This window comes from Intestinirhabdus alba (assembly GCF_009711095.1).
Classification (GTDB): domain Bacteria; phylum Pseudomonadota; class Gammaproteobacteria; order Enterobacterales; family Enterobacteriaceae; genus Intestinirhabdus; species Intestinirhabdus alba.
Genome location: NZ_WMJZ01000002.1, coordinates 219,232 through 243,230 on the forward strand (window position 1 = coordinate 219,232; position 23,999 = coordinate 243,230).

Annotated in this window: 19 protein-coding genes and 1 pseudogene; 12 read left to right on the forward strand and 8 right to left on the reverse strand. The window is 57.6% G+C overall.

Going from position 1 to position 23,999, the window contains the following annotated elements; all coding sequences use genetic code 11:
- Nucleotides 1-52 precede the first annotated feature (52 nt).
- The 3 genes from GJV78_RS02600 to mtnN all read right to left on the reverse strand — a co-directional run bounded on the left by GJV78_RS02600 (nucleotide 53) and on the right by mtnN (nucleotide 2,282).
- Entirely contained in the window at nucleotides 53-676 is a 624-nt protein-coding gene (locus GJV78_RS02600) for a TRIC cation channel family protein (protein WP_155106852.1), read from the reverse strand.
- Nucleotides 677-790: 114 nt separating this feature from the next.
- A complete protein-coding gene (gene btuF, locus GJV78_RS02605; protein WP_155106853.1) occupies nucleotides 791-1,591 on the reverse strand; it encodes a vitamin B12 ABC transporter substrate-binding protein BtuF in 801 nt (266 codons plus the stop codon).
- Nucleotides 1,584-2,282, reverse strand: a complete 699-nt coding sequence (gene mtnN / locus GJV78_RS02610) for a 5'-methylthioadenosine/S-adenosylhomocysteine nucleosidase (RefSeq protein WP_155106854.1) — start codon at nucleotides 2,280-2,282, stop codon at nucleotides 1,584-1,586. The genes btuF and mtnN overlap by 8 nt, the downstream gene beginning before the upstream one ends.
- Nucleotides 2,283-2,365: 83 nt before the next feature.
- Here mtnN and dgt point away from each other — a divergent pair, with 83 nt between their 5' ends.
- The 3 genes from dgt (at nucleotide 2,366) to cdaR (ending at nucleotide 6,861) form a co-directional block, all read left to right on the forward strand.
- Entirely contained in the window at nucleotides 2,366-3,880 is a 1,515-nt protein-coding gene (gene dgt / locus GJV78_RS02615) for a dGTPase (RefSeq protein WP_155106855.1), read from the forward strand.
- A gap of 214 nt (nucleotides 3,881-4,094) precedes the next feature.
- Nucleotides 4,095-5,519, forward strand: a complete 1,425-nt coding sequence (gene degP, locus GJV78_RS02620; RefSeq protein WP_155106856.1) for a serine endoprotease DegP — start codon at nucleotides 4,095-4,097, stop codon at nucleotides 5,517-5,519.
- A 184-nt stretch (nucleotides 5,520-5,703) separates the two neighbouring features.
- Nucleotides 5,704-6,861, forward strand: a complete 1,158-nt coding sequence (gene cdaR, locus GJV78_RS02625) for a DNA-binding transcriptional regulator CdaR (protein WP_155106857.1) — start codon at nucleotides 5,704-5,706, stop codon at nucleotides 6,859-6,861.
- Between the two features lie 92 nt (nucleotides 6,862-6,953).
- Here the strand turns inward: cdaR and GJV78_RS02630 are convergent, their stop codons facing one another.
- From GJV78_RS02630 to map, 5 genes and pseudogenes are all read right to left on the reverse strand, one after another.
- Entirely contained in the window at nucleotides 6,954-7,340 is a 387-nt protein-coding gene (locus GJV78_RS02630) for a DUF3461 family protein (RefSeq protein WP_155106858.1), read from the reverse strand.
- Between the two features lie 199 nt (nucleotides 7,341-7,539).
- Nucleotides 7,540-7,710: pseudogene (locus GJV78_RS02635) on the reverse strand (phosphodiesterase YaeI); the annotation flags it as partial.
- A gap of 268 nt (nucleotides 7,711-7,978) precedes the next feature.
- Nucleotides 7,979-8,803 carry a 2,3,4,5-tetrahydropyridine-2,6-dicarboxylate N-succinyltransferase gene (gene dapD / locus GJV78_RS02640; protein ID WP_155106859.1) on the reverse strand — a complete coding sequence of 275 codons (825 nt, stop codon included), beginning with the start codon at nucleotides 8,801-8,803 and terminating at the stop codon, nucleotides 7,979-7,981.
- 30 nt (nucleotides 8,804-8,833) lie between these two features.
- Complete coding sequence (glnD, locus tag GJV78_RS02645) at nucleotides 8,834-11,509, reverse strand: bifunctional uridylyltransferase/uridylyl-removing protein GlnD (RefSeq protein WP_155106860.1); 2,676 nt, start codon at nucleotides 11,507-11,509, stop codon at nucleotides 8,834-8,836.
- A gap of 58 nt (nucleotides 11,510-11,567) precedes the next feature.
- A complete protein-coding gene (gene map / locus GJV78_RS02650) occupies nucleotides 11,568-12,362 on the reverse strand; it encodes a type I methionyl aminopeptidase (RefSeq protein WP_155106861.1) in 795 nt (264 codons plus the stop codon).
- A 422-nt stretch (nucleotides 12,363-12,784) separates the two neighbouring features.
- Here map and rpsB point away from each other — a divergent pair, with 422 nt between their 5' ends.
- From rpsB to bamA, 9 genes are all read left to right on the forward strand, one after another.
- Nucleotides 12,785-13,510 (forward strand): 30S ribosomal protein S2, encoded by a 726-nt coding sequence (gene rpsB, locus GJV78_RS02655; protein WP_155106862.1) that lies wholly within the window; start codon nucleotides 12,785-12,787, stop codon nucleotides 13,508-13,510.
- Nucleotides 13,511-13,762: 252 nt separating this feature from the next.
- Nucleotides 13,763-14,614: a translation elongation factor Ts gene (tsf, locus tag GJV78_RS02660; protein WP_155106863.1), complete on the forward strand. Its 852-nt coding sequence runs from the start codon at nucleotides 13,763-13,765 to the stop codon at nucleotides 14,612-14,614.
- 238 nt (nucleotides 14,615-14,852) lie between these two features.
- Nucleotides 14,853-15,578 (forward strand): UMP kinase, encoded by a 726-nt coding sequence (gene pyrH, locus GJV78_RS02665; RefSeq protein WP_155106864.1) that lies wholly within the window; start codon nucleotides 14,853-14,855, stop codon nucleotides 15,576-15,578.
- A 256-nt stretch (nucleotides 15,579-15,834) separates the two neighbouring features.
- Nucleotides 15,835-16,392 (forward strand): ribosome recycling factor, encoded by a 558-nt coding sequence (gene frr, locus GJV78_RS02670; RefSeq protein ID WP_167519333.1) that lies wholly within the window; start codon nucleotides 15,835-15,837, stop codon nucleotides 16,390-16,392.
- Between the two features lie 553 nt (nucleotides 16,393-16,945).
- Nucleotides 16,946-18,148, forward strand: coding sequence for a 1-deoxy-D-xylulose-5-phosphate reductoisomerase (gene ispC / locus GJV78_RS02675; RefSeq protein ID WP_155106865.1), 1,203 nt, complete (start codon nucleotides 16,946-16,948; stop codon nucleotides 18,146-18,148).
- Between the two features lie 304 nt (nucleotides 18,149-18,452).
- The gene (gene ispU / locus GJV78_RS02680; protein ID WP_155106866.1) at nucleotides 18,453-19,211 is read left to right on the forward strand and encodes a (2E,6E)-farnesyl-diphosphate-specific ditrans,polycis-undecaprenyl-diphosphate synthase; all 759 of its coding nucleotides are present in this window, start codon (nucleotides 18,453-18,455) and stop codon (nucleotides 19,209-19,211) included.
- Between the two features lie 12 nt (nucleotides 19,212-19,223).
- On the forward strand, nucleotides 19,224-20,081 hold the full coding sequence (cdsA, locus tag GJV78_RS02685; RefSeq protein WP_155106867.1) for a phosphatidate cytidylyltransferase: 858 nt from the start codon (nucleotides 19,224-19,226) through the stop codon (nucleotides 20,079-20,081).
- A gap of 11 nt (nucleotides 20,082-20,092) precedes the next feature.
- Nucleotides 20,093-21,445 carry a sigma E protease regulator RseP gene (gene rseP / locus GJV78_RS02690; protein ID WP_155106868.1) on the forward strand — a complete coding sequence of 451 codons (1,353 nt, stop codon included), beginning with the start codon at nucleotides 20,093-20,095 and terminating at the stop codon, nucleotides 21,443-21,445.
- 31 nt (nucleotides 21,446-21,476) lie between these two features.
- The gene (bamA, locus tag GJV78_RS02695) at nucleotides 21,477-23,906 is read left to right on the forward strand and encodes an outer membrane protein assembly factor BamA (RefSeq protein ID WP_155106869.1); all 2,430 of its coding nucleotides are present in this window, start codon (nucleotides 21,477-21,479) and stop codon (nucleotides 23,904-23,906) included.
- Nucleotides 23,907-23,999: the final 93 nt, after the last annotated feature.

Below are 23,999 nucleotides of genomic sequence, written 5' to 3' on the forward strand. Positions count from 1 at the left end.
CGGCGGGCGCGGATTCCTGGCGGACCTGCGGGTTCCGCCAGGCAGTATTTCCTTAACGCCCGCTCTCATCCAGGGCGAACGTCGGTAGCTTCAGACGCCAGCGTATGGCGGCCAGCCGAATGATCAGCGTTACCCCCATTCCCAGCATACTGGCGCTCTCCAACGGTAGCCCAAAGCTGTAGTGCGTCGTAGCGTGTACGATCCCGCCGATAATGCAGGCGGTGGCGTAAATCTCGGTACGCAGAATCATCGGCACCTCGCGCGCCAGCACGTCGCGAATAATGCCGCCGCCGACGCCGGTAATCACTCCCATACAGATCGCCACCAGCGGGCCGGTGCCGGCGATAAACGCCTTGTTGACGCCGATGCCGACAAACACCGCCAGCCCCACGGCGTCCAGCACCGGCAGCATCCATTTCGGCAGCCGCCTGGGCTGACGCACCAGCAAAATAGTGAACATACTGGTGACCATCGCCACCACCAGATCGGTGGGATCTTTAACCCAGAAGACCGGGCCGTTATCCAGCGCCATATCGCGAATGGTGCCGCCGCCCACGGCGGTGACCACCCCCAGCACAAGAACCCCGAACGGGTCCATGCGTAATTTTCCGGCCAGCAAAACCCCGGAGATGGCAAATACGGCCGTGCCTACAATATCCAGCCAATAAACGAGCATTGTTAAATCCCCACGGATACCCGTCATACTTCAGGCGACATGTACGTTGGCCTGTGTCCGTCTCATCCTTAAGGCTCGCCCCGCAGCCTGCGTAACCCGTTGACGGGGCAGACGCTATTCCGCCTGTGCCAGCGCGCTGCAGAGCTGTTTTGCGGCGAGGATAATACGCGGGCTTGCCCGTTCAAACCAGTCGCTGTTAAGAGAAATAACCGGAATTTCCAGCTGTTTTCCCCAGTATTGTTTAATTTTGCGAATTTCGTCAGAATTTCCCGTTACCACGATGGCCTGAGGCGCGCGCGCCAGCACCTGCTCGCGGCTGACCTGCGGCCAGGGCACCCGGCTGGCGGCAAAAATATTTTCACCGCCGCACAGCTCCAGTATCTGGTTCTGGATGGTGCCTTTTGCGCTGGTAAAGGGCGGATTGACGCCAAACTGCAAAAAGACGCGCTTTTTCGGCCGTCCGGCGCGTTCGGCACGCAGGCGGGCGGCGTCGTCCAGCAGCGACTGAGCGGCGGCCTCGGCCCGTTCCGGCTGCGGGCTCCAGGCGGCCAGCTGGCGCAGCGCATCGGCGATCTGTTCAATGCTGACGGCGTCCACCCACATGACTTTGATTCCCAGGGCGCTCAGCTGGTTGACCTGCCGTTCGGCGTTGCCGCCGCGCCAGGCGATAACCAGATCCGGTTTCAGCGCCACGATGCGCTCCAGGTTCATCCCCTGCCAGGTGGAAACCTGCTCAATGTCCTGCGCCTGCGGCGGATAGTCGGAATAGCTGCTGACCGCGATCGGCACGATCCCGGCCGCGAAGGCAAGTTCGGTGTTGGCGGGGGAGAGGGAAATTACGCGCGGCGCGGCGACCAGCCACGCCGGCAGAATGAAAAGCAGGGCGGCCAGCGCCCTGAAGCGTGGTTTAGCCATTGGCCAGCTTCTGCACCAGCGTTTCAACCATCAGGCTGGACTGGCGGGCGGCTACCGCCAGGAACTCCTCAAAGCTGAGGTGGGACTGCTGGTCGGCAACGTCGGAGATGGCGCGTACCACCACGAACGGCACGTTGAAGTTATGGCAGACGTGGGCGATGGCGGTCGCTTCCATCTCTACGGCAATCGCCTGGGGGAAGCTGTGGCGGATCTTCGCCAGCCCCTCGGCACCGTTGATGAAGGCGTCGCCGCTGACGATGAGTCCGCGCACCGCGTTGAGGTTTAGCGCCGCGATGCAGGATTCAGCGGCGGCGATCAGGGCGCTATCGGCCTTAAAGCCGGCCGGGCAGCCCGGCAGCTGTCCAAATTCGTAGCCAAAGGCGGTGACGTCGGCGTCGTGATAGCGCGCCTCGTCAGAGACTACGATATCGCCCACCTTCAGCGTCGGTGCCAGGCCGCCCGCAGAGCCGGTATTGATGATGACGTCCGGCCGGCAGCGCTCCAGCAGCAGCGTGGCACCCAGCGCCGCCGCCACCTTACCGATACCTGATTTCAGAAGCGCAACCCCGGTGCCGTTCAGCTGGCCGGTATAAATCTCACAGCCGCCGAGGGCGTGGGTCTGACGGTTTTCGATTTTGTCACGCAGCAGCGTAACTTCTTCTTCCATTGCACCAATGATGCCGATTTTCATAGATTTACTCGCGATAGGACCGATTTGAAGGCATAGTTTATCATGCGCTTAAGGGGAAGCGCATTTCTCAGGCGGGAGAGGCCATGGCACAGATTGATTTTCGCAACAAAATAAACTGGCGTCGTCGTTACCGTTCACCGCAGGGCGTAAAGTCCGAGCATGAGATCCTGCGCATTTTTGAAAGCGATCGCGGGCGGATTATTAACTCCCCGGCGATTCGTCGGCTGCAGCAGAAAACCCAGGTTTTTCCGCTGGAGCGCAACGCGGCAGTGCGCACTCGTCTGACCCACTCCCTGGAGGTGCAGCAGGTCGGGCGCTATATCGCCAAGGAAGTGCTGAGTCGTCTTAAGGAGCTGAAGCTGCTGGAGCGCTACGGCCTGAGCGAGCTGACGGGGCCTTTTGAGAGCATCGTCGAGATGTCCTGCCTGATGCATGACATCGGCAATCCGCCGTTTGGCCATTTTGGCGAAGCGGCGATCAACGACTGGTTCCGCCAGCGGCTGCATCCGGCAGATGCGGAAGGCCTGCCGCTGAGCGGCGATCGCTGCGTGGTGGTGGCGCTGCGGCTGAGGGAAGGGGAAGATGCCCTTAACGAGCTGCGGCGAAAGGTGCGCCAGGATCTCTGCTATTTTGAAGGCAATGCGCAGGGCATTCGTCTGGTGCAGACGCTGATGCGCATGAATCTGACCTGGGCGCAGGTGGGCGGCATCCTGAAATATACGCGGCCGGCATGGTGGCGCGGCGAGCCTCCCGCCTCCCACAGCTATTTAATGAAAAAACCCGGCTACTATCTTTCTGAAGAGCGTTATATTGCGCGGCTGCATAAAGCGCTGAACCAGGCCCCTTACAGCCGGTTTCCCTTAACGTGGATTATGGAAGCCGCCGACGATATCTCTTATTGCGTGGCCGATCTTGAGGATGCGGTTGAGAAAAAAATCTTCAGCGTTGAGCAGCTTTATCATCACCTCCGCGAGGCCTGGGGAGAGCAGGAAAAAGGATCGCTGTTTGCGCAGGTGATAGAAAATGCCTGGGAGAAATCGCGGGCGAATACCTTAAGCCGCAGTACGGAAGATCAGTTCTTTATGTATTTACGGGTCAATACGCTGAATAAGCTGGTGCCTTACGCCGCCCAGCGCTTTATTGATAATTTACCGCAGATCTTTGACGGAACCTTTAACCACGCGCTGCTGGAGGACGCCAGCAGCTACAGCCAGCTGCTGGAGCTTTACAAAAACGTCGCCATTAAACATGTGTTCAGCCATCCCGAGGTGGAGCAACTGGAGCTGCAGGGCTATCGGGTCATTGGCGGGCTGCTGGATATCTACCGGCCGCTGCTCGCGATGACGCTGGCGGACTTTAGCGAGCTGGTGGCAAAAGAGCGCCTGCAGCGGTTTCCTATTGAGTCGCGTCTTTTTCAGAAGCTCTCTACGCGCCACCGGTTGGCCTATGTAGAGGCGATGGGTAAAATAGCTCCTGACGCCGTGGAATATCCGGTTCTGGAATACTATTATCGCTGCCGGCTGATCCAGGATTATATTAGCGGGATGACCGATTTATATGCGTGGGATGAATACCGGCGCTTAATGGCGGTTGAATAATAACGCTGGCTTATGTTTCCCGGATCGATCGCAGAACCGGTGCCGGCGGCATTCTGCTGAGTGCGGCCAGAGCTATTTAACGCGCCCGGGCTTTTGTAAAGATGGACAATATTTTTTTACTTTTTCCAGAAACTTCCGCCCGGAACTTCACGCTATAAAATGACTCTGACCTACACAGCAATTTTACGTTACCTGATAATCGAGATCGAAACAGATGAAAAAATCCACGTTAGCAATGAGTGCACTGGCTCTGAGTTTAGGTCTGGCGTTATCTCCGCTGGCCGTCTCTGCCGCTGAGACTGCTTCTTCAGCAACGACTGCCCAACAAATGCCAAGCCTGGCACCGATGCTTGAAAAAGTTATGCCCTCGGTGGTGAGTATTAACGTTGAAGGAAGCACGACCGTTAATACGCCGCGTATGTCGCGTAACTTCCAGCAGTTCTTCGGCGACAACTCGCCGTTCTGCCAGGACGGCTCGCCGTTTATGGACTCCCCGTTCTGCCAGGGTGGTCCGGGTGTCGGCAGAAACCAGAAACAGAAATTCATGGCGCTCGGCTCCGGCGTCATCATTGACGCTGCGAAGGGCTACGTTGTAACCAACAACCACGTGGTGGATAACGCCACGGTGATTAAGGTTCAGCTGAGCGACGGGCGCAGGTTTGACGCCAAAATGGTGGGCAAAGATCCCCGTTCCGATATTGCGCTGATCCAGATCCAGGAGCCTAAAAACCTGACCGCTATTAAAATTGCCGACTCCGACGCGCTGCGCGTAGGCGACTATACCGTGGCGATCGGCAACCCGTTTGGCCTCGGTGAAACCGTCACCTCCGGCATTGTTTCCGCGCTGGGGCGCAGCGGCCTGAACGCGGAAAATTATGAAAACTTTATCCAGACGGATGCGGCGATCAACCGCGGTAACTCCGGCGGCGCGCTGGTGAACCTGAACGGCGAGCTGATCGGTATCAACACCGCGATCCTTGCGCCGGACGGCGGCAATATCGGCATCGGCTTCGCTATTCCAAGTAACATGGTGCAGAACCTGACCTCCCAGATGGTTAAATATGGCCAGGTGAAGCGCGGGGAGCTGGGGATCATGGGCACCGAGCTGAACTCTGAGCTGGCGAAAGCGATGAAGGTCGACGCCCAGCGCGGCGCGTTCGTCAGCCAGGTGATGCCGAACTCTTCCGCCGCGAAGGCGGGGATTAAGGCCGGCGATGTGATCACCTCGCTGAACGGCAAAACCATCGGCAGCTTCGCGGCGCTGCGCGCCCAGGTCGGCACTATGCCGGTCGGCAGCAAGATCAGCCTCGGCCTGCTGCGCGACGGCAAGCCGGTTACCGTTAACCTGGAGCTGCAGCAGAGCAGCCAGAACCAGGTGGACTCCAGCTCCATCTTTAACGGCATCGAAGGTGCTGAGATGAGCAATAAGGGCCAGGATAAAGGCGTGGTGGTGAACAACGTGAAGGCGAACACCCCGGCGGCGCTGATTGGCCTGAAGAAAGGCGACATTATCGTCGGCGCTAACCAGCAGCCGGTGAAAAATATTGCCGAACTGCGCAAAATTCTCGACAGCAAGCCGTCGGTGCTGGCGCTGAATATTCAGCGCGGTGACACCTCTATCTACCTGCTGATGCAGTAATTTCACCCTACGGCCCCTTCCCGCCGCGGGAGGGGCTGCTCTGTTTTACCTCCCGCCTCAGAGCCGACAATATATTTTGTGAACCTGGCCACAACTCCATACTTCTCCCCTCGGCTTTGTGCGTTTGCACAATGGTGCCCGCTATTATCTTCCCTATGCTTGGGATCTGCTCAGAGGAGGGATTATGGCTGGCTGGCATCTTGATACTAAAATGGCGCAGGATATCGTGGCGCGCACGATGCGCATTATTGATACCAACATCAACGTAATGGATGACCGGGGGCGCATCATCGGCAGTGGCGATCGCGAACGTATTGGTGAATTGCACGAAGGCGCGCTGCTGGTGCTCTCTCAGGGGCGGGTGGTGGATATTGACGACGCGGTGGCGCGCCATCTGCACGGCGTGCGGCAGGGGATTAACCTGCCGCTGCGCCTTGAGGGGGAAATTGTCGGCGTGATCGGGCTCACCGGCGAGCCGGAGCACCTGCGCAAGTATGGCGAACTGGTCTGTATGACCGCCGAAATGATGCTTGAGCAGTCGCGGCTGATGCATCTGCTGGCCCAGGACAGCCGCCTGCGCGAGGAGCTGGTGATGAACCTGCTCCAGGCCGAAGAGCATACCCCCGCGCTGACGGAGTGGGCGCAGCGGCTCGGCATCGATCTCAACCAGCCGCGCGTGGTGGCGGTGGTGGAAGTGGACAGCGGGCAGCTTGGCGTCGACAGCGCGATGGCGGAGCTGCAGCAACTGCAGAACGCGCTGACCACGCCGGAGCGCAATAACCTGATAGCGATTGTGTCACTGACCGAGATGGTGGTGCTGAAACCGGCGCTGAACCAGTTTGGCCGCTGGGACGCGGAGGATCACCGCAGGCGCGTTGAGCAGCTGATTGCGCGAATGAAAGAGAACGGCCAGCTGCGCTTTCGGGTGGCGCTGGGCAACTATTTTACCGGCCCCGGCAGCATTGCCCGCTCCTGGCGCACCGCGCGCACCACCATGATGGTCGGCAAGCAGCGGATGCCGGAGAGCCGCAGCTACTTTTATCAGGATTTGATGCTGCCGGTGCTGCTCGACAGCCTGCGCGGCGGCTGGCAGGCCAATGAGCTGGCGCGTCCGCTTACCAGGCTGAAGGCGATGGACAACAACGGCCTGCTGCGGCGAACGCTGACGGCGTGGTTTCGCCATAACGTGCAGCCGCTGGCGACCTCAAAGGCGCTGTTTATCCACCGTAATACGCTGGAGTACCGTCTCAACCGGATTTCTGAACTGACCGGCCTGAATCTGGGAAATTTTGACGATCGGCTGCTGCTGTACGTGGCGCTGCAGCTGGACGAGCAGCATTAAGGGACACAGCCTAAGGCCAGGCCGAAGCCCCCGGATCGCGTCGTTGCCCGACGCAGAGGCCGGTAAGCAAAGCGCGCCGGGCGGCAGGGCGCTTATTTGCGCGTCAGCTTTTCCAGATCGGACTCAATTTCGCTGATTTTGTTGGCCACTACGCTTTCCAGGTGGTGCAGGTCGTCGAGGATCTTACGCTTCAGTTCAATATCGCTGCGATCGCGCTGGCTAATTTGATCCAGCTCGTCGATCACGTAGCGCAGATTGGGGCTGATCTCCTGTACCTCCTTGTAGCCCTGGCCAACGCCGTCGGCGGCCACGGTTTTACGCTGGCGCGGATATTTGAACTTGACGCTCTTGGCGAAGAATTCGCCTTTATCCTTTTGGAAATAGATTTTCAGAATGTCGTTGTTGGCTTCCTGCCGCAGGCTGTACCGGTCGATTTCTTCCGGATTGGTAATGCCCAGACTTTTCAGGTTGTCATACATAGCGGTACCTCAAACAGAGAGTCAGTGAATTTTACTTATGGCATCTTAGCTGCTGGCCTGGTTTTCAGGGATGCCGCTTCCTTCTGCATTCTTACTGCATTTTATAATGGCGTAAAAACGGGAAAGTTACCTGTTTTATCCTGACGATAGCTCTGGCGGCGGGTTTAACCGGCGGCGGAGGTCGGGTGCGCGGCCTGGGTCAGATGAGCCAGGTGACCTCCGGGCGGCCGTTCAGGCGCAGGCCGTAAAGGCTGCCGACGCCCCGGGTGGTGTAGATCCTGCGGGTGCCAAAGGCGTTTAAGCCGGCGGCGTGCCTTTTATCGTTAACCAGCGTAAACGGTAGACCGATAAGGGGAATATGCATCTGGCCGCTGCGCAAGGGCGTGCGTCATGGCCCGGGCAATCAGGGGCAGGGGAACATTGCGGGAATAGGGTAAGTCGGAGAAGAACAGCGTCTGCGCCGGGCTGAGTATGAAAGAAGGGAATATGCGGCGCGGAGACCGCAAATCACTCTGGCTCCAGCTAGTGCATATAACCCGTTCCGGCAGCGCCCGGTAACAGACCTCTTCGTGAAATCATCTCTCATCCATTAGATGATGAAAATGGCCGGATAACGTCCCGTTACCCGGCCCGCAGCGTTAGTCGATAGAACGCAGCAGTTCGTTAATACCGACCTTGCCGCGCGTTTTGGCGTCGACTTTTTTCACGATGACCGCGCAGTACAGGCTATAGGTGCCATCTTTTGACGGCAGATTGCCGGAAACCACCACGGAGCCGGCCGGGACGCGGCCGTAATGCACTTCGCCGGTTTCGCGATCGTAAATGCGGGTGCTCTGGCCGATATAGACGCCCATGGAGATCACGGAACCTTCTTCCACGATCACGCCTTCCACCACTTCGGAGCGCGCGCCGATGAAGCAGTTGTCTTCAATGATGGTCGGGTTAGCCTGCAGCGGCTCCAGCACGCCGCCGATGCCGACGCCGCCGGAGAGATGAACGTTTTTACCGATCTGCGCGCAGGAGCCGACGGTCGCCCAGGTATCTACCATGGTGCCTTCATCAACGTATGCGCCAATGTTGACGTAGGAGGGCATCAGCACGGTGTTGCGGGCGATAAACGCGCCTTGGCGCACCGCCGCCGGCGGCACAACGCGGAAACCTTCCTTCTGGAAGCGCGCCGCGTCGTAGTCGGCAAATTTCATCGGCACCTTATCAAAATAGCGACTTTCCGCACCGTCTATCACCTGGTTATCGTTAATCCGGAAAGAGAGCAGCACCGCTTTCTTCAGCCACTGATGCGTTACCCACTGGCCGTCGATCTTTTCCGCCACGCGCAGCGCGCCGGAATCCAGCAGGGAAATCACCTGGTTTACCGCCTCACGGGTGACGGTATCCACATTGGCCGGAGTAATGTCGGCACGGCGCTCAAAAGCGGTCTCAATAACGTTCTGTAACTGCTGCATTGTTAATCTCTTTCCATATGAATAAACACGTTACCCTTTATCGTTTGGATTAAGGGCCTCTGTCAACCGTTGATGCACTTCCTGCTGCAGCGCGCTATTAAGGGCGCGCCGATCGGCGGTGGCGATTATAAATAAATCTTCTACTCGTTCGCCAATGGTTGTAATTCGGGCACCGTGCAGCGAAATTCCCAGATCGGCAAAAATTTGCCCGACCCGCGCCAGCAGCCCCGGCCGGTCGAGGGCGATCAGCTCAAGAAACGATTTCCTGTCGGTGTGGGTCGGCAGGAAGGTGACCGCGGTATCGACGGTAAAGTGGCGCAGCCGGGAGGGCTGGCGGCGCGGCTGCGGCGGTTGCCAGCTGCGCTGGGCGATCGCCTGCTCCAGCCCGGCGCGGATCGCCTCATGCCGATCCGGCGACAGCGGGCTGCCGTCCGGCTCAAGGACGATAAAGGTATCCATCGCCATTCCGTCGCGGGTGGTGAAAATCTGCGCGTCGTGAACGCTGAGGTTGCGCCTGTCCAGCTCGGCGCATACCGCCGCGAACAGGTAGGGCCGGTCCGGGCTCCAGATAAAGATTTCGGTTCCCCCGCGCGTGGCCTGCGGGCTGAGCAGAACCAGCGGCTGACTGAGGTCATGGCGCAGCAGATGACGCGCGTGCCACGCCAGCTGGCCCGGGCTGTGGCGTACAAAGTAGTTGGCCCGGCAGCGGGTCCAGATTTTATGCAGCGCCTCTTCGCTGATGTTGTCCATCCGCAGCAGCGCCAGCGCCTGAAGCTGATGATGCCGCACCCGCTCGCGCATATCCGGCGTGTTTTGCATGCCGAGGCGCAGTTGCTTCTCGGTAGCGAAATAGAGTTCGCGCAGCAGGCTCTGCTTCCAGCTGTTCCACAGCGTTTCGTTGGTTGCGCAGATGTCGGCAACCGTCAGGCAGACGAGGAAGCGCAGGCGGTTTTCGGTCTGCACCGCTTCGGCAAACTGCTTAATCACTTCCGGGTCCTGAATATCGCGGCGCTGGGCGGTGACCGACATCAGCAGATGATGGCGTACCAGCCAGACCACCAGCTGCGTTTCGCGTGAATTGAGTCCGTGCAGCTCGGCGAAGGCCTGCGCGTCCTCAGCACCCAGCACCGAATGGTCGCCGCCGCGGCCTTTGGCGATATCGTGAAACAGGGCGGCAATCAGAATCAGCTCCGGATGGGAGAGCCGCGGCCAGAGATCCACGCACAGCGGGTGGCGCTGACGGGTCTCCTCGTTGGCGAAGCTCTCCAGCTTCAGCATCACCCGGACGGTGTGCTCGTCCACCGTGTAGGCGTGAAACAGGTCAAACTGCATCTGGCCGACAATGTGCGACCACTGCGGCATATAGGCCCACAGCACGCTGTGTCGGTGCATGGGGAGCAGGCCGCGGCTGACGGCACCGGGGTGGCGCAGCATACTGAGAAATAGCCTGCGCGCCTCGGGGAGGTAGCACAGCGGCTGGTTCAGATGGCGGCGGGCGTGGCGCAGATGACGCAGGGTAGTCGAGTAGATGCCGCTAATGGCGCTGTTGCGCACCATGGTGTAGAACATCCGCAGAATCGCCTCCGGCTCGCGGATGAACAGCGTCTCATCGCGCAGGTCGATCAGGGTGCCGCGCAGCTGAAATTCGTCGTCAATGGGGCGCGGTTTTTCGTCGGCGGTCAGGGCGAGGATCGCCTCATCAAACAGCTGCAGCAGCATCTGATTCAGCTCGCTGACCCGGCGGGTGGCCCGGAAATAGTCCTTCATCATCTGCTCGACCGGCTCGTTGCCTTCGCCGCTATAGTTGAGACGCCGGGCGACGCTCAGCTGGCGGTCGAACAACAGGCGGTTGTCGTAACGGCTGACGACCAGATGCAGCGCGAAGCGGATGCGCCACAGGATATGCAGGCATTCGTTAAGCTCGGCGCGCTCCGCCTGGGTCAGAAAGCCGAAGCCGACCATTTCGTCCAGCGAGGTAGCGCCGAAGTGGCGGCGGGCCACCCACTGCAGGGTATGAATATCGCGCAGGCCGCCGGGGCTGCTTTTAATGTCCGGCTCCAGGTTATAGCTGGTGCCGTGGTAGCGCAGGTGGCGCTGCTTTTGTTCCTCGACCTTGGCGGCGTAGAACTTTGCGGAAGGCCAGAAGCCGTCGCTGAAAATGTGCTTTTGTAGCTCAAGGAACAGCGCTACGTCGCCAATCAGCAGGCGTGTTTCAATCAGGTTGGTGGCGACGGTTAAATCAGACAGTCCCTCCAGCAGACACTCTTCCAGAGTGCGCACGCTGTGCCCCACCTCCAGCCTTACGTCCCACAGCAGCGTCAGCAGTTCGCCGATCTTCTGCGCCTCGGCGTCGGGTAGCTTCTGGCGGCTGAGCACCAGCAGATCGATATCGGAAAGCGGGTGCAGCTCGCCGCGTCCGTAGCCGCCCACCGCCACCAGCGCCAGGTCGGCAAACTGGCCGAAACCGGCTTCAATCCACAGCCGCTGCAGCAGCTGGTCGATAAACTCGGTCCGGGCCTCGATCAGCTGTTCGGCGGAGATACCGTTGTCGAAGGCGTCGCCCAGCCAGCGCTGGAAGGTGTCGATATGCGCCCTGATGCCGGCGACGTTCAGATCGTCCGTCGGCCAGACGCCGGGGTTGTCCGGCTGATCGGGCAGGGCAGGGAGGGCCGTATTGGCGCGCTGTTCAGGAAGAGTATTGGTCATGCGCCCCCCAAAAGGACATGCTGTGCTATTAAAAAAGCCGGCGTTCGCCGGCTTCTTCTTATGCGTCGTGCGAGAGTATCGCCGGGATGGTGTCATCCTGGCGTAGCGTCAGGATTTCGCAGCCGTTGTCGGTCACTACGATAGTATGCTCGTACTGGGCAGACAAGCTGCGGTCTTTGGTTTTTACCGTCCAGCCGTCCTTCATGGTGCGGATGCGGTAATCGCCGGCGTTAAGCATCGGCTCGATGGTAAAGGTCATGCCCGGCTGCAGCACCACGCCGCCGTCGTCGGCGTCGTAGTGCAGCACCTGCGGCTCCTCGTGGAAGCCGCGGCCAATACCGTGACCGCAGTATTCACGCACCACCGAGAAGCCTTCGCCTTCGGCATACTTCTGGATCGCCGCCCCCAGCGTGCGCAGGCGAATGCCCGGCTTGACCATGCGGAGGGCCAGATAGAGGCTCTCCTGGGTTACGCGGCACAGGCGTTCGCCCAGAATGGTCGGCTTGCCGACGATAAACATTCTGGAGGTGTCGCCGTGGTAGCCGTCCTTAATAACGGTAACGTCGATATTAACGATGTCGCCGTCCTTTAAAAGCTTACCGTCGTCCGGGATGCCGTGGCAGACCACTTCGTTAATCGAAATGCAGACGGATTTCGGAAAGCCGTGGTAGCCGAGGCAGGCGGAGACCGCGTGCTGTTGATTGACGATATGGTCGTTGCAGATGCGGTCCAGCTCGCCGGTGCTGACGCCCGGCTTAATATGCGACGCGATCATCTCCAGCACCTCGGCGGCCAGACGGCCCGCGACGCGCATTTTTTCGATTTCTTCAGGGGTCTTGATTGAGATAGCCATGAATTCTGTCCACCAGCGTCGAACTCTTTCGACAATAAAATGTGTAAGTGACGTCAATGTTATCAGGCCCGCGCGGCTGCTGCCAAACTGTGAATCATTCTGAACTTCGTCTTTTGTGCCGCAGGCGGGACAAACGCTCTTCCGGGCGCGGCGGGGGAAGGGCGCGAAGCCTGTATAGCCCATCGGGCCGCCGTCCGGTTTCGCGCCGTGCGCCAACAATAATTGGTGTCTGCTGCGTATTTGTGGTATAAAGCGCGCCGGACTTCTGTTCCATTTGAAAACTACACAAGATGGACTGAAGCGACAAATCTCACTTTGTGTAACAACACACACGTATCGGCACATATTCCGGGGTGCCCTCAGGGTCGGTAATATGGGATACGTGGAGGCATAACCCCAACTTTTATATAGAGGTTTTAAACATGGCTACTGTTTCCATGCGCGATATGCTCAAGGCTGGTGTTCACTTCGGTCACCAGACCCGTTACTGGAACCCGAAAATGAAGCCGTTCATCTTCGGCGCGCGTAACAAAGTTCACATCATCAACCTTGAGAAAACCGTACCGATGTTCAACGACGCGCTGGCTGAGTTGAGCAAGATCGCCTCTCGCAAAGGTAAAATCCTTTTCGTTGGTACTAAGCGCGCGGCAAGCGAAGCGGTGAAAGACGCTGCTAACAGCTGCGACCAGTTCTTCGTGAACCATCGCTGGCTGGGCGGTATGCTGACCAACTGGAAAACCGTTCGTCAGTCCATCAAGCGCCTGAAAGACCTGGAAACCCAGTCTCAGGACGGTACTTTCGAAAAGCTGACCAAGAAAGAAGCGCTGATGCGCACCCGTGAGCTGGAGAAACTGGAAAACAGCCTGGGCGGTATCAAAGACATGGGCGGCCTGCCGGACGCGCTGTTCGTTATCGATGCTGACCACGAGCACATTGCAATCAAAGAAGCGAACAACCTGGGCATTCCGGTATTTGCTATCGTTGATACCAACTCCGATCCGGACGGCGTAGACTTCGTTATTCCGGGCAACGACGACGCAATCCGCGCCGTTAGCCTGTACCTGAACGCAGTCGCTGCAACCGTTCGTGAAGGCCGTTCCCAGGATCTGGCTTCCCAGGCGGAAGAAAGCTTCGTAGAAGCGGAATAATAAGGTTTGATAACTCCCCAGGAGTAGTTCGGGTTGCAGGAAGGCGGCAGGCTCGAAAATTTCCGGAAGCTTACATCGGTATGTGACCGGAACGAGTGAAGGCAGCGCGCCAGCGGCCCGAAGTATGAAGGGGGAGCCCCCTTATAAACCAGGTAGTATCACGTTTGGTTAGGGGGCCTTTTCGGCCCCTTTTTCACTTTTAAATCTGTACGGTCCCGTGCCGGGCAGATCACATCTTCCGAGGATTTTAGAATGGCTGAAATTACCGCATCCCTGGTAAAAGAGCTGCGCGAGCGTACTGGCGCAGGCATGATGGATTGCAAAAAGGCGCTGACCGAAGCGAACGGCGACATCGAGCTGGCAATCGAAAACATGCGTAAATCCGGCGCGATCAAGGCAGCGAAAAAAGCGGGCAACGTGGCTGCTGACGGCGTTATCAAAACCAAAATCGACGGCAACATCGCTTTCATTCTGGAAGTTAACTGCCAGACCGACTTCGTAGCGAAAGATGGCGGTTTCCAGGCGTTTGCCGACAAAGTGCTGGATGCCGCAGTAGCGGGCAAAATCACCGACGTTGACGTACTGAAAGCGCAGTTCGAAGAAGAGCGCGTGGCGCTGGTAGCGAAAATCGGTGAAAACATCAACATTCGCCGCATCGCCGCTCTGGAAGGCAACGTGCTGGGCTCTTACCAGCACGGCGCGCGCATCGGCGTTCTGGTTGCTGCTAACGGCGCAGACGAAGAGCTGGTTAAGCAGCTGGCGATGCACGTCGCCGCCAGCAAGCCGGAGTTCGTTAAGCCGGAAGACGTTTCTCCGGAAGTGGTTGAGAAAGAATACCAGGTGCAGCTGGACATCGCGATGCAGTCCGGCAAGCCGAAAGAGATCGCCGAAAAAATGGTTGAAGGCCGCATGAAGAAATTCACCGGCGAAGTTTCTCTGACCGGTCAGCCTTTCGTTATGGAGCCGGGCAAAACCGTTGGTCAACTGCTGAAAGAGCACAACGCCGACGTGACCGGCTTCATCCGCTTTGAAGTGGGTGAAGGCATCGAGAAAGTTGAGTCTGACTTCGCAGCAGAAGTTGCGGCAATGTCGAAGCAGTCTTAATCGTTTGAAAGCAGCCGCCTGAGGGCGGCTTCTTTTTATACCCCTCTTAAAAGTTAAGCCAGCTTCCACTCCGATCGTTCGGGGGCGGGCAGGCGGCAAATGAGTCCACACAGAGCGGAGACTCAGCGGCCGCTGCTTCAGTCCGAAGGATAGCGAGTAGCATGGCGGTGCTGTAAAACGACATCGTATGTCGTCGATATTAACCTATCTCAATCGTTGACAGTCTCAGGAAAGAAACATGGCTACCAATGCAAAACCCGTCTATAAACGCATTCTGCTTAAACTGAGTGGTGAAGCTCTGCAGGGTTCGGAAGGCTTCGGTATTGATGCAAGCATCCTCGATCGTATGGCTCAGGAAATTAAAGAGCTGGTGGAGCTGGGTATTCAGGTTGGCGTGGTGATTGGTGGCGGTAACCTGTTCCGTGGCGCTGGCCTGGCGAAAGCGGGAATGAACCGCGTCGTGGGCGACCACATGGGCATGCTGGCCACCGTGATGAACGGACTGGCGATGCGCGATGCGCTTCATCGCGCCTATGTGAACGCCCGCCTGATGTCCGCCATTCCGCTGAATGGTGTCTGCGATAACTACAGCTGGGCGGAGGCGATCAGCCTGCTGCGAAATAACCGGGTGGTGATCCTCTCCGCCGGCACCGGCAATCCGTTCTTCACCACCGACTCCGCCGCCTGCCTGCGCGGGATTGAAATTGAAGCGGACGTCGTGCTGAAAGCCACGAAGGTCGACGGGGTCTTCACTGCCGATCCGGCAAAAGATCCGACGGCGACCATGTACGAGCAGCTCTCCTATGGTGAAGTGCTGGAAAAAGAGCTGAAGGTGATGGATCTCGCCGCCTTTACCCTGGCCCGCGACCATAAGCTGCCGATTCGCGTTTTCAACATGAACAAACCCGGCGCGCTGCGTCGCGTGGTGATGGGTGAAAAAGAAGGCACATTAATCACGGAGTAATTCCCGTGATACACTCTGTCTTTCAGGTTGTTTTCGCGCGCGGCCCCCGGCCTGTCCCGTCTGCTCCGGCACCAGGAAGCTCCCTTCGCCGCCGCCCTGACACAACCTGAATGATTTTAGGTAGAAATAGAGGTAAGATTCTGCGTTAGTCGCGCGGGCTTGCCCGTAGCATGCATTAATCAGGGCTATACTTAGCACACTTCCGTCGTGTGTGACCGTCTGGTCTGACTGAGACAAGTTTTCAAGGATTCGTAACGTGATTAGCGATATCAGAAAAGATGCTGAAGTACGCATGGACAAGTGCGTGGAAGCGTTCAAAACCCAAATCAGCAAAATACGCACGGGTCGTGCTTCTCCCAGCCTGCTGGATGGCATTGTCGTGGAGTACTACGGCACGCCGACGCCGCTGCGCCAGCTGGCAAGCGTAACGGTAGAAGATTCCCGCACGCTGAAAATCAACGTGTTTGACCGCTCTATGAGCCCGGCCGTTGAGAAGGCCATTATGGCCTCCGATCTTGGCCTGAACCCAAGCTCTGCGGGCAGCGATATTCGCGTTCCGCTGCCGCCGCTGACCGAAGAACGTCGTAAAGATCTGACCAAAATCGTGCGTGCCGAAGCGGAGCAGGCGCGCGTCGCCGTGCGCAACGTTCGTCGTGATGCGAACGATAAGGTCAAAGCGCTGCTGAAAGACAAAGAGATCGGCGAAGATGAAGATCGCCGTTCTCAGGAAGACGTACAGAAGCTGACCGACGCCGCCATCAAGAAAGTGGAAGCGGCGCTGGCAGATAAAGAAGCGGAGCTGATGCAGTTCTGATTCTTCTGTACACAATAAGCATCATTCGGGCCGCTTTGCTGCGGCAGTCCGGTGAACTTTCGTCCGTATATACCCTAAATAATTCGAGTTGCAGGACAAAACGCAGCGCGTTTTGAACAGCCCCCGGGCTGGCCCCGAAGGGGTGAGGCCCCAGGGCCGAATAAAGCCAACGCACAGGCAACTTGAAGTATGCCGGGTATAGAACGCTATGCGGACGGGGCGAGCGGGTGCTGCCGGACAGGCGGCGATCTGAAGGGTGACGTGTAAAACGCCGCCAGGGGATCCTTACGGATCGGCTGGCGGCGTTTTGCTTTTTAACCTTTTATACCCCGGTCATTCGAGCTGCATGACAAAACGCAAAGCGATTTGAACGGCCGTAAAGCGGACCCCGAAGGAAGAAAGACCAGCGGGCCGAATCAGGCGGCAAGCGAGCGGCAAAGATGTGGACGCCGTTCAGCGCTGATCCTGACGGGGTAAGGCTTCAGGCCATCTAACCCTGTCGTCAACGCGCCTGTAGCTTACAGAACAACGGGTATACTTTTCTGGACGTCTCATGAAGCATTTAACCCTTCTCGGCTCAACGGGATCTATCGGTTGCAGTACGCTGGACGTGGTGCGCCATAATCCTGAACATTTTCGCGTCGTTGCGCTGGTCGCCGGCAAAAACGTCACCCGTATGGTGGAGCAGTGCCTGGAGTTTGCCCCGCGCTATGCGGTTATGGACGATGAAAGCAGCGCCGCCCGGCTAAAAACGGCGCTTCTGGAGCACGGCAGCCGCACCGAGGTGCTGAGCGGTCAGCAGGCGGCTTGTGAAATGGCCGCCCTTGACGAGGTGGATCAGGTGATGGCTGCCATCGTTGGCGCAGCGGGGCTGCTGCCGACGCTGGCCGCTATCCGCGCCGGTAAGACTCTCCTTCTGGCGAATAAAGAATCGCTGGTCACCTGTGGGCGGCTGTTTATGGAGGCGGTTAAACAAAGCCGCGCGCGAATTCTGCCGGTCGACAGCGAGCATAACGCGATTTTTCAGAGTATGCCCCAGCCTGTCCAACATAATCTGGGATACGCTGACCTGCAGCAGAACGGCGTACTGTCCGTTTTACTGACCGGCTCCGGCGGTCCGTTCCGGGAGACGCCGCTGGGCGCGCTGTCCGAAATGACGCCCGAACAGGCGTGCCGCCATCCGAACTGGTCTATGGGGCGAAAAATTTCCGTTGATTCCGCCACCATGATGAACAAGGGCCTTGAATACATCGAGGCGCGCTGGCTGTTTAACGCCAGCGCTGAGCAAATGGAGGTGCTGATCCATCCGCAGTCGGTGATCCACTCGATGGTCCGTTATCAGGACGGCAGCGTGCTGGCGCAGCTGGGCGAGCCGGATATGCGCACGCCGATTGCCCACACGATGGCGTGGCCGAACCGCGTGGCCTCCGGCGCGAAGCCGCTCGACTTCCGCCAGCTCAGCGCGTTGACCTTCAGCGCACCGGACTATCGGCGCTATCCGTGCCTTAAGCTGGCGATAGATGCGTTCGATCAGGGACAGGCGGCGACCACCGCGCTGAACGCGGCTAATGAGATCGCCGTCGCGGCGTTTCTGGCCGGTGAGATCCGCTTTACCGATATTGCCGATCTCAATCTGGCGGTGCTGGAGCAAATAGATCTGCAGGAGCCTGCCGCCGTTGAGGATGTGCTGAGGGTTGATGCCCACTCCCGGGAGGTCGCCAGAAAAGCGGTGACGCGACTCGCAAGTCAGGGATAAACCTGATACAGAAGAGCGTGCTATTTGTTAGCGTTGGGCTTCGGTGATATAGTCTGCGCCATCTGATTGCAGGAATCTGGTTCTATTTGGTCAGATAAGCCGTGGTTAGACACGGCTTTTTTGTGGATACACAAAATCATTCGAGTTGCACCGAGGCGGCAGGTGAAGGTGCCCAGGGAGCCTACCAGGCGGTATGTGACCGGGGCGAGCGCGCGGCCGGTAAAGAGGTAGCTTGAAGGATGAAGTGTAAAAGGCTTCTGTATTCCTGAGTACCGCTAAATCCTTTCAGGGACTAAAACGCGTTATGTTGTCTGCAACTCAACCAGTAAGCGAAAATTTGCCAGCACATGGCTGCCGTCATGTCGCGATCATTATGGACGGCAATGGTCGCTGGGCGAAAAAGCAGGGGAAGATCCGCGCTTTCGGGCATAAGGCCGGTGCCAGGTCCGTTCGCCGGGCCGTCTCTTTTGCTGCCAACAATGGTATTGATGCGTTAACGCTGTATGCCTTTAGCAGTGAAAACTGGAACCGGCCGGCCCAGGAGGTCAGCGCGTTGATGGAGCTGTTTGTCTGGGCGCTGGATAGCGAGGTTAAAAGCCTCCATCGTCACAACGTCCGCCTGCGCATCATTGGTGATACCAGCCGGTTTAACGCTCGTTTACAGGAGCGCATTCGCCGCTCAGAGCTGTTGACCGCGCAGAATACCGGACTGACGCTGAATATCGCGGCAAACTATGGCGGCCGCTGGGACATTGTCCAGGGCGTCAGACAGCTGGCGGAACAGGTGCAGCAGGGCCTGCTGCGTCCCGAACAGATTGATGAAGACGCCCTTGGTCAGCATATCTGTATGCACGAGCTGGCTCCGGTGGATTTAGTAATAAGGACTGGGGGGGAGCATCGAATTAGTAACTTTTTGCTTTGGCAAATTGCTTATGCCGAACTTTACTTTACTGATGTTCTCTGGCCCGATTTCGATGAACAAGACTTTGAAGGGGCGCTGCATGCCTTTGCTAATCGAGAGCGTCGTTTTGGCGGCACCGAACCCGGTGATGACAAAGCCTGATGGGGGTTGCTTTTGCTGAAGTATCGCCTGATTTCCGCTTTTGTTTTAATACCCGCTGTTATTGCGGCACTGTTTTTGCTGCCGCCGTCGGGATTCGCCATCATTACGCTGGTGGTATGTATGCTGGCCGCCTGGGAATGGGGACAGCTGAGCGGCTTTGCCGCGCGTACCCAGCGGGTCTGGCTGGCCGTGCTGTGCGGGCTGCTGCTGGCGCTGATGTTGTTCCTGCTGCCGGAGTATCATCATAATATTCGTCAGCCGCTGGTCGAGATCTCTCTCTGGGCGTCGTTGGGCTGGTGGTGTGTTGCGCTGCTACTGGTGCTCTTTTATCCTGCTTCCGCGGCGATCTGGCGTCACTCCAGGACGCTGCGGCTGGTTTTCGGCATCCTGACGATCGTGCCTTTCTTCTGGGGAATGCTGGCGCTGCGCGCCTGGCACTATGATGAGAATCCCTACAGCGGTGCGCTATGGCTGCTTTATATCATGATTCTCGTTTGGGGCGCGGACTCCGGTGCCTATATGTTTGGCAAACTGTTTGGCAAACATAAGCTGGCACCGAAGGTTTCGCCGGGAAAGACCTGGCAGGGCTTCCTCGGCGGGCTGCTCGTTGCCGCGGTGATTTCCTGGGGCTATGGGATGTGGGCGAATCTTGCCGTGGCACCGCTTACCCTGCTGACGTGTTCGGTGATCGCGGCGCTGGCGTCGGTACTTGGCGACTTAACCGAAAGCATGTTTAAGCGTGAAGCGGGCATTAAGGACAGCGGTCATCTGATCCCTGGACACGGCGGCATTCTTGACCGTATCGACAGCCTGACGGCGGCGGTGCCGGTTTTTGCCTGCCTGCTGCTGCTGGTATTCAGGACGCTATAACGGAAGACACTATGCTGAGTTTTCTCTGGGATCTGGCGGCATTTATTGTCGCGCTGGGCGTGCTGATCACCGTGCATGAATTCGGCCATTTCTGGGTTGCCCGGCGCTGCGGCGTTCGTGTCGAGCGCTTCTCAATTGGCTTTGGTAAAGCCCTCTGGCGTCGTACCGACAGACACGGCACCGAGTATGTTGTCGCCCTGATCCCGCTGGGCGGCTACGTCAAAATGCTGGATGAGCGCGCTGAACCGGTGATACCGGAGCTGCGTCGCTATGCCTTCAATAATAAAACCGTCGGCCAGCGGGCGGCCATTATCGCCGCAGGTCCGGTTGCAAACTTCATTTTCGCTATCTTCGCCTGGTGGCTGATCTTTATGATCGGTATACCCGGCCTTCGTCCGGTGGTTGGCGAAATAACGCCCAACTCCATTGCCGCACAGGCGCAAATTGCGCCCGACATGGAACTTAAAGCCGTTGATGGCATCGAAACCCCTGACTGGGATAGTGTGCGTTTACAGCTGACGGCTAAAATTGGCGAAGCGCGCACTGTTCTTAGCGTCGAACCCGTCGGCGGCGGCCAGCGCCAGGAGAAAACCCTGGATTTGCGCCACTGGAAATTTGTGCCGGACAAGGAAGATGCTGTATCTTCTTTAGGCATTTTGCTGCGGGTTCCGCGGGTTGAACCGGTGCTGTCGGAAGTGCAGGCAAAATCCGCCGCAAGCAAGGCGGGTTTGCAAGCCGGCGACAGGATCGTTAAAGTCAATGGTCAAACGTTAACGCACTGGATGTCGTTCGTGACGATTGTGCGCGATAATCCGGGCAAGCCGTTAACGCTGGATGTCGAAAGGCAGGGAAACGTCTTGTCTTTAACGCTGATCCCGGACAGGAAACCGGGCAACGGAAAGGTAGAAGGTATGGCGGGCGTTGCGCCTGTAGTCCCCCCTCTGCCTGATGAGTATAAGACTGTACGCCAGTACGGACCGTTCAACGCTATCCTTAAGGCCATGGATGAAACCTGGCAACTGATGACGATGACGACCCGGATGCTGGGAAAATTGATAACCGGTGATGTGAAACTGACCAGTCTCAGCGGGCCGATTGCTATCGCCCAGGGGGCTGGAATAACAGCGGAATACGGACCGATCTTTTACCTGAAGTTTCTTGCGCTTATCAGCGTGAACTTGGGGATAATCAATCTGTTTCCGCTGCCCGTTCTTGACGGGGGGCATCTGCTGTTCCTGGCGATTGAAAAGCTGAAGGGCGGTCCGGTATCCGAGCGGGTTCAAGACTTTAGTTATCGCATCGGCTCAATACTGCTGGTGCTGTTAATGGGGCTTGCACTTTTCAATGATTTCTCTCGGTTATAAGAGAGTTAGTTAGGAAGAATGCATAATAACGATGGCGATGAAAAAGTTGCTCATAGCGTCGCTGCTGTTTAGCAGCGCCACCGTATACGGTGCTGAAGGTTTCGTAGTGAAGGATATTCATTTCGAAGGTCTGCAGCGTGTCGCCGTTGGTGCGGCCCTCCTCAGTATGCCGGTGCGCACAGGCGACACGGTAAATGATGAAGATATCAGTAATACCATTCGCGCGCTGTTTGCCACCGGCAACTTTGAGGATGTTCGCGTCCTTCGCGATGGCGATACGCTTCTGGTTCAGGTAAAGGAACGCCCGACGATTGCCAGCATTACCTTCTCCGGTAACAAATCGGTGAAAGATGACATGCTGAAGCAAAACCTTGAGGCCTCCGGCGTGCGCGTTGGCGAGTCGCTGGATCGCACCACGCTTTCCGATATTGAGAAAGGTCTGGAAGACTTCTACTACAGCGTCGGGAAATACAGCGCCAGCGTCAAGGCGGTGGTGACGCCGCTACCGCGTAACCGCGTCGATCTGAAGCTGGTATTCCAGGAAGGCGTTTCGGCGAAGATTCAGCAGATCAATATCGTCGGCAACCATACCTTCAGCACCGAGGAGCTGATCTCTCACTTCCAGCTGCGCGACGAGGTGCCGTGGTGGAACGTGGTTGGCGACCGCAAGTATCAGAAGCAGAAGCTGGCGGGCGATCTTGAAACCCTGCGCAGCTACTATCTGGATCGCGGCTACGCCCGTTTTAATATCGACTCCACGCAGGTCAGCCTGACGCCGGATAAAAAAGGCATTTACATCACCATCAACATTAACGAAGGCGATCAATATACGCTTTCCAGCGTGCAGGTGAGCGGCGACCTTGCCGGCCACTCTGCAGAGATTGAAAACCTGACCCGAATCGAGCCGGGCGAGCTGTATAACGGCACCAAAGTGACCAAAATGGAAGAGGATATTAAGAAGCTTCTTGGTCGCTATGGCTATGCCTACCCGCGCGTGCAGTCGCAGCCTGAAATCAATGACAGCGACAAAACCGTTAAGCTCCACGTCAACGTTGACGCGGGGAATCGTTTCTATGTGCGTAAGATCCGCTTTGAAGGCAACGATATCTCTAAAGATTCCGTTCTGCGTCGCGAAATGCGCCAGATGGAAGGCGCGTGGCTGGGTAGCGATCTGGTCGACCAGGGTAAAGAACGCTTAAACCGCCTGGGCTATTTTGAAACCGTCGATACCGAAACGCAGCGCGTACCGGGGCGTCCGGATCAGGTTGACGTAGTCTATAAGGTGAAGGAGCGTAACACCGGCAGCTTTAACTTCGGCGTTGGCTACGGTACTGAGAGCGGGGTCAGCTTCCAGGTTGGCGTACAGCAGGATAACTGGTTGGGTAGCGGCTATTCCGTCGGTATTAACGGCACCAAAAACGACTACCAGACCTACAGCGAGCTGTCCGTCACCAACCCGTACTTTACCGTTGACGGCGTCAGCCTCGGCGGCCGCGTCTTCTATAACGACTTTGACGCCAACGACGCGGATCTCTCCGACTATACCAATAAGAGTTATGGTACGGATTTAACGCTCGGTTTCCCCATCAACGAAAACAATACGCTGCGTGCGGGCCTCGGCTACGTGCATAACAAGCTGTCCAATATGCAGCCGCAGGTGGCGATGTGGCGTTATCTGGATTCCATGGGCCAGAGCCAGGATACCACTAACGACAAAAATAGCTTCGCCGCCGATGATTTCACCTTCAACTACGGCTGGACCTACAACAAGCTGGACCGCGGCTTCTTCCCGACCCAGGGGACGCGCGTTAACCTGAGCGGTAAGGTCACCATTCCGGGTTCGGATAACGAATACTATAAGGCGACGCTCGACACCGCGACCTATGTACCGATCGACGACGATCACAAGTGGGTGGTTCTGGGTCGCACCCGTTGGGGCTACGGTGATGGCATTGGCGGTAAAGAGATGCCGTTCTATGAAAACTTCTATGCCGGCGGCTCCAGCACCGTGCGGGGTTTCCAGTCCAACACTATCGGTCCGAAAGCGGTCTACTTCCCGGCCAGCAGCCGTCATGACGACGATGACGACTACGATAACGAATGTAATAAAAACGCATCTGCGCCGTGTAAATCGGATGATGCAGTTGGCGGTAACGCCATGGCTGTCGCCAGCCTTGAGCTTATTACGCCAACGCCGTTTATCAGTGAAAAGTATGCTAACTCAGTCCGTACCTCCTTCTTCGTTGATATGGGTACTGTCTGGGATACAAACTGGGATTCCAGCGCTTATTCCGGCTATCCGGACTACAGCGACCCAGGCAATATCCGTATGTCCGCCGGTATTGCGTTACAGTGGATGTCCCCATTGGGGCCGTTGGTTTTCTCCTACGCCCAGCCGTTTAAAAAGTACGATGGCGACAAAGCGGAACAGTTCCAGTTTAATATTGGTAAAACCTGGTAACAGTTCTGGACAAAGGAATGGAAGAGTAGTGTAGCGATGACGTTAGGCGAGCCTGTCGGTTCGCCTGGCCACGCAAAGAACGGTACTTTCGGG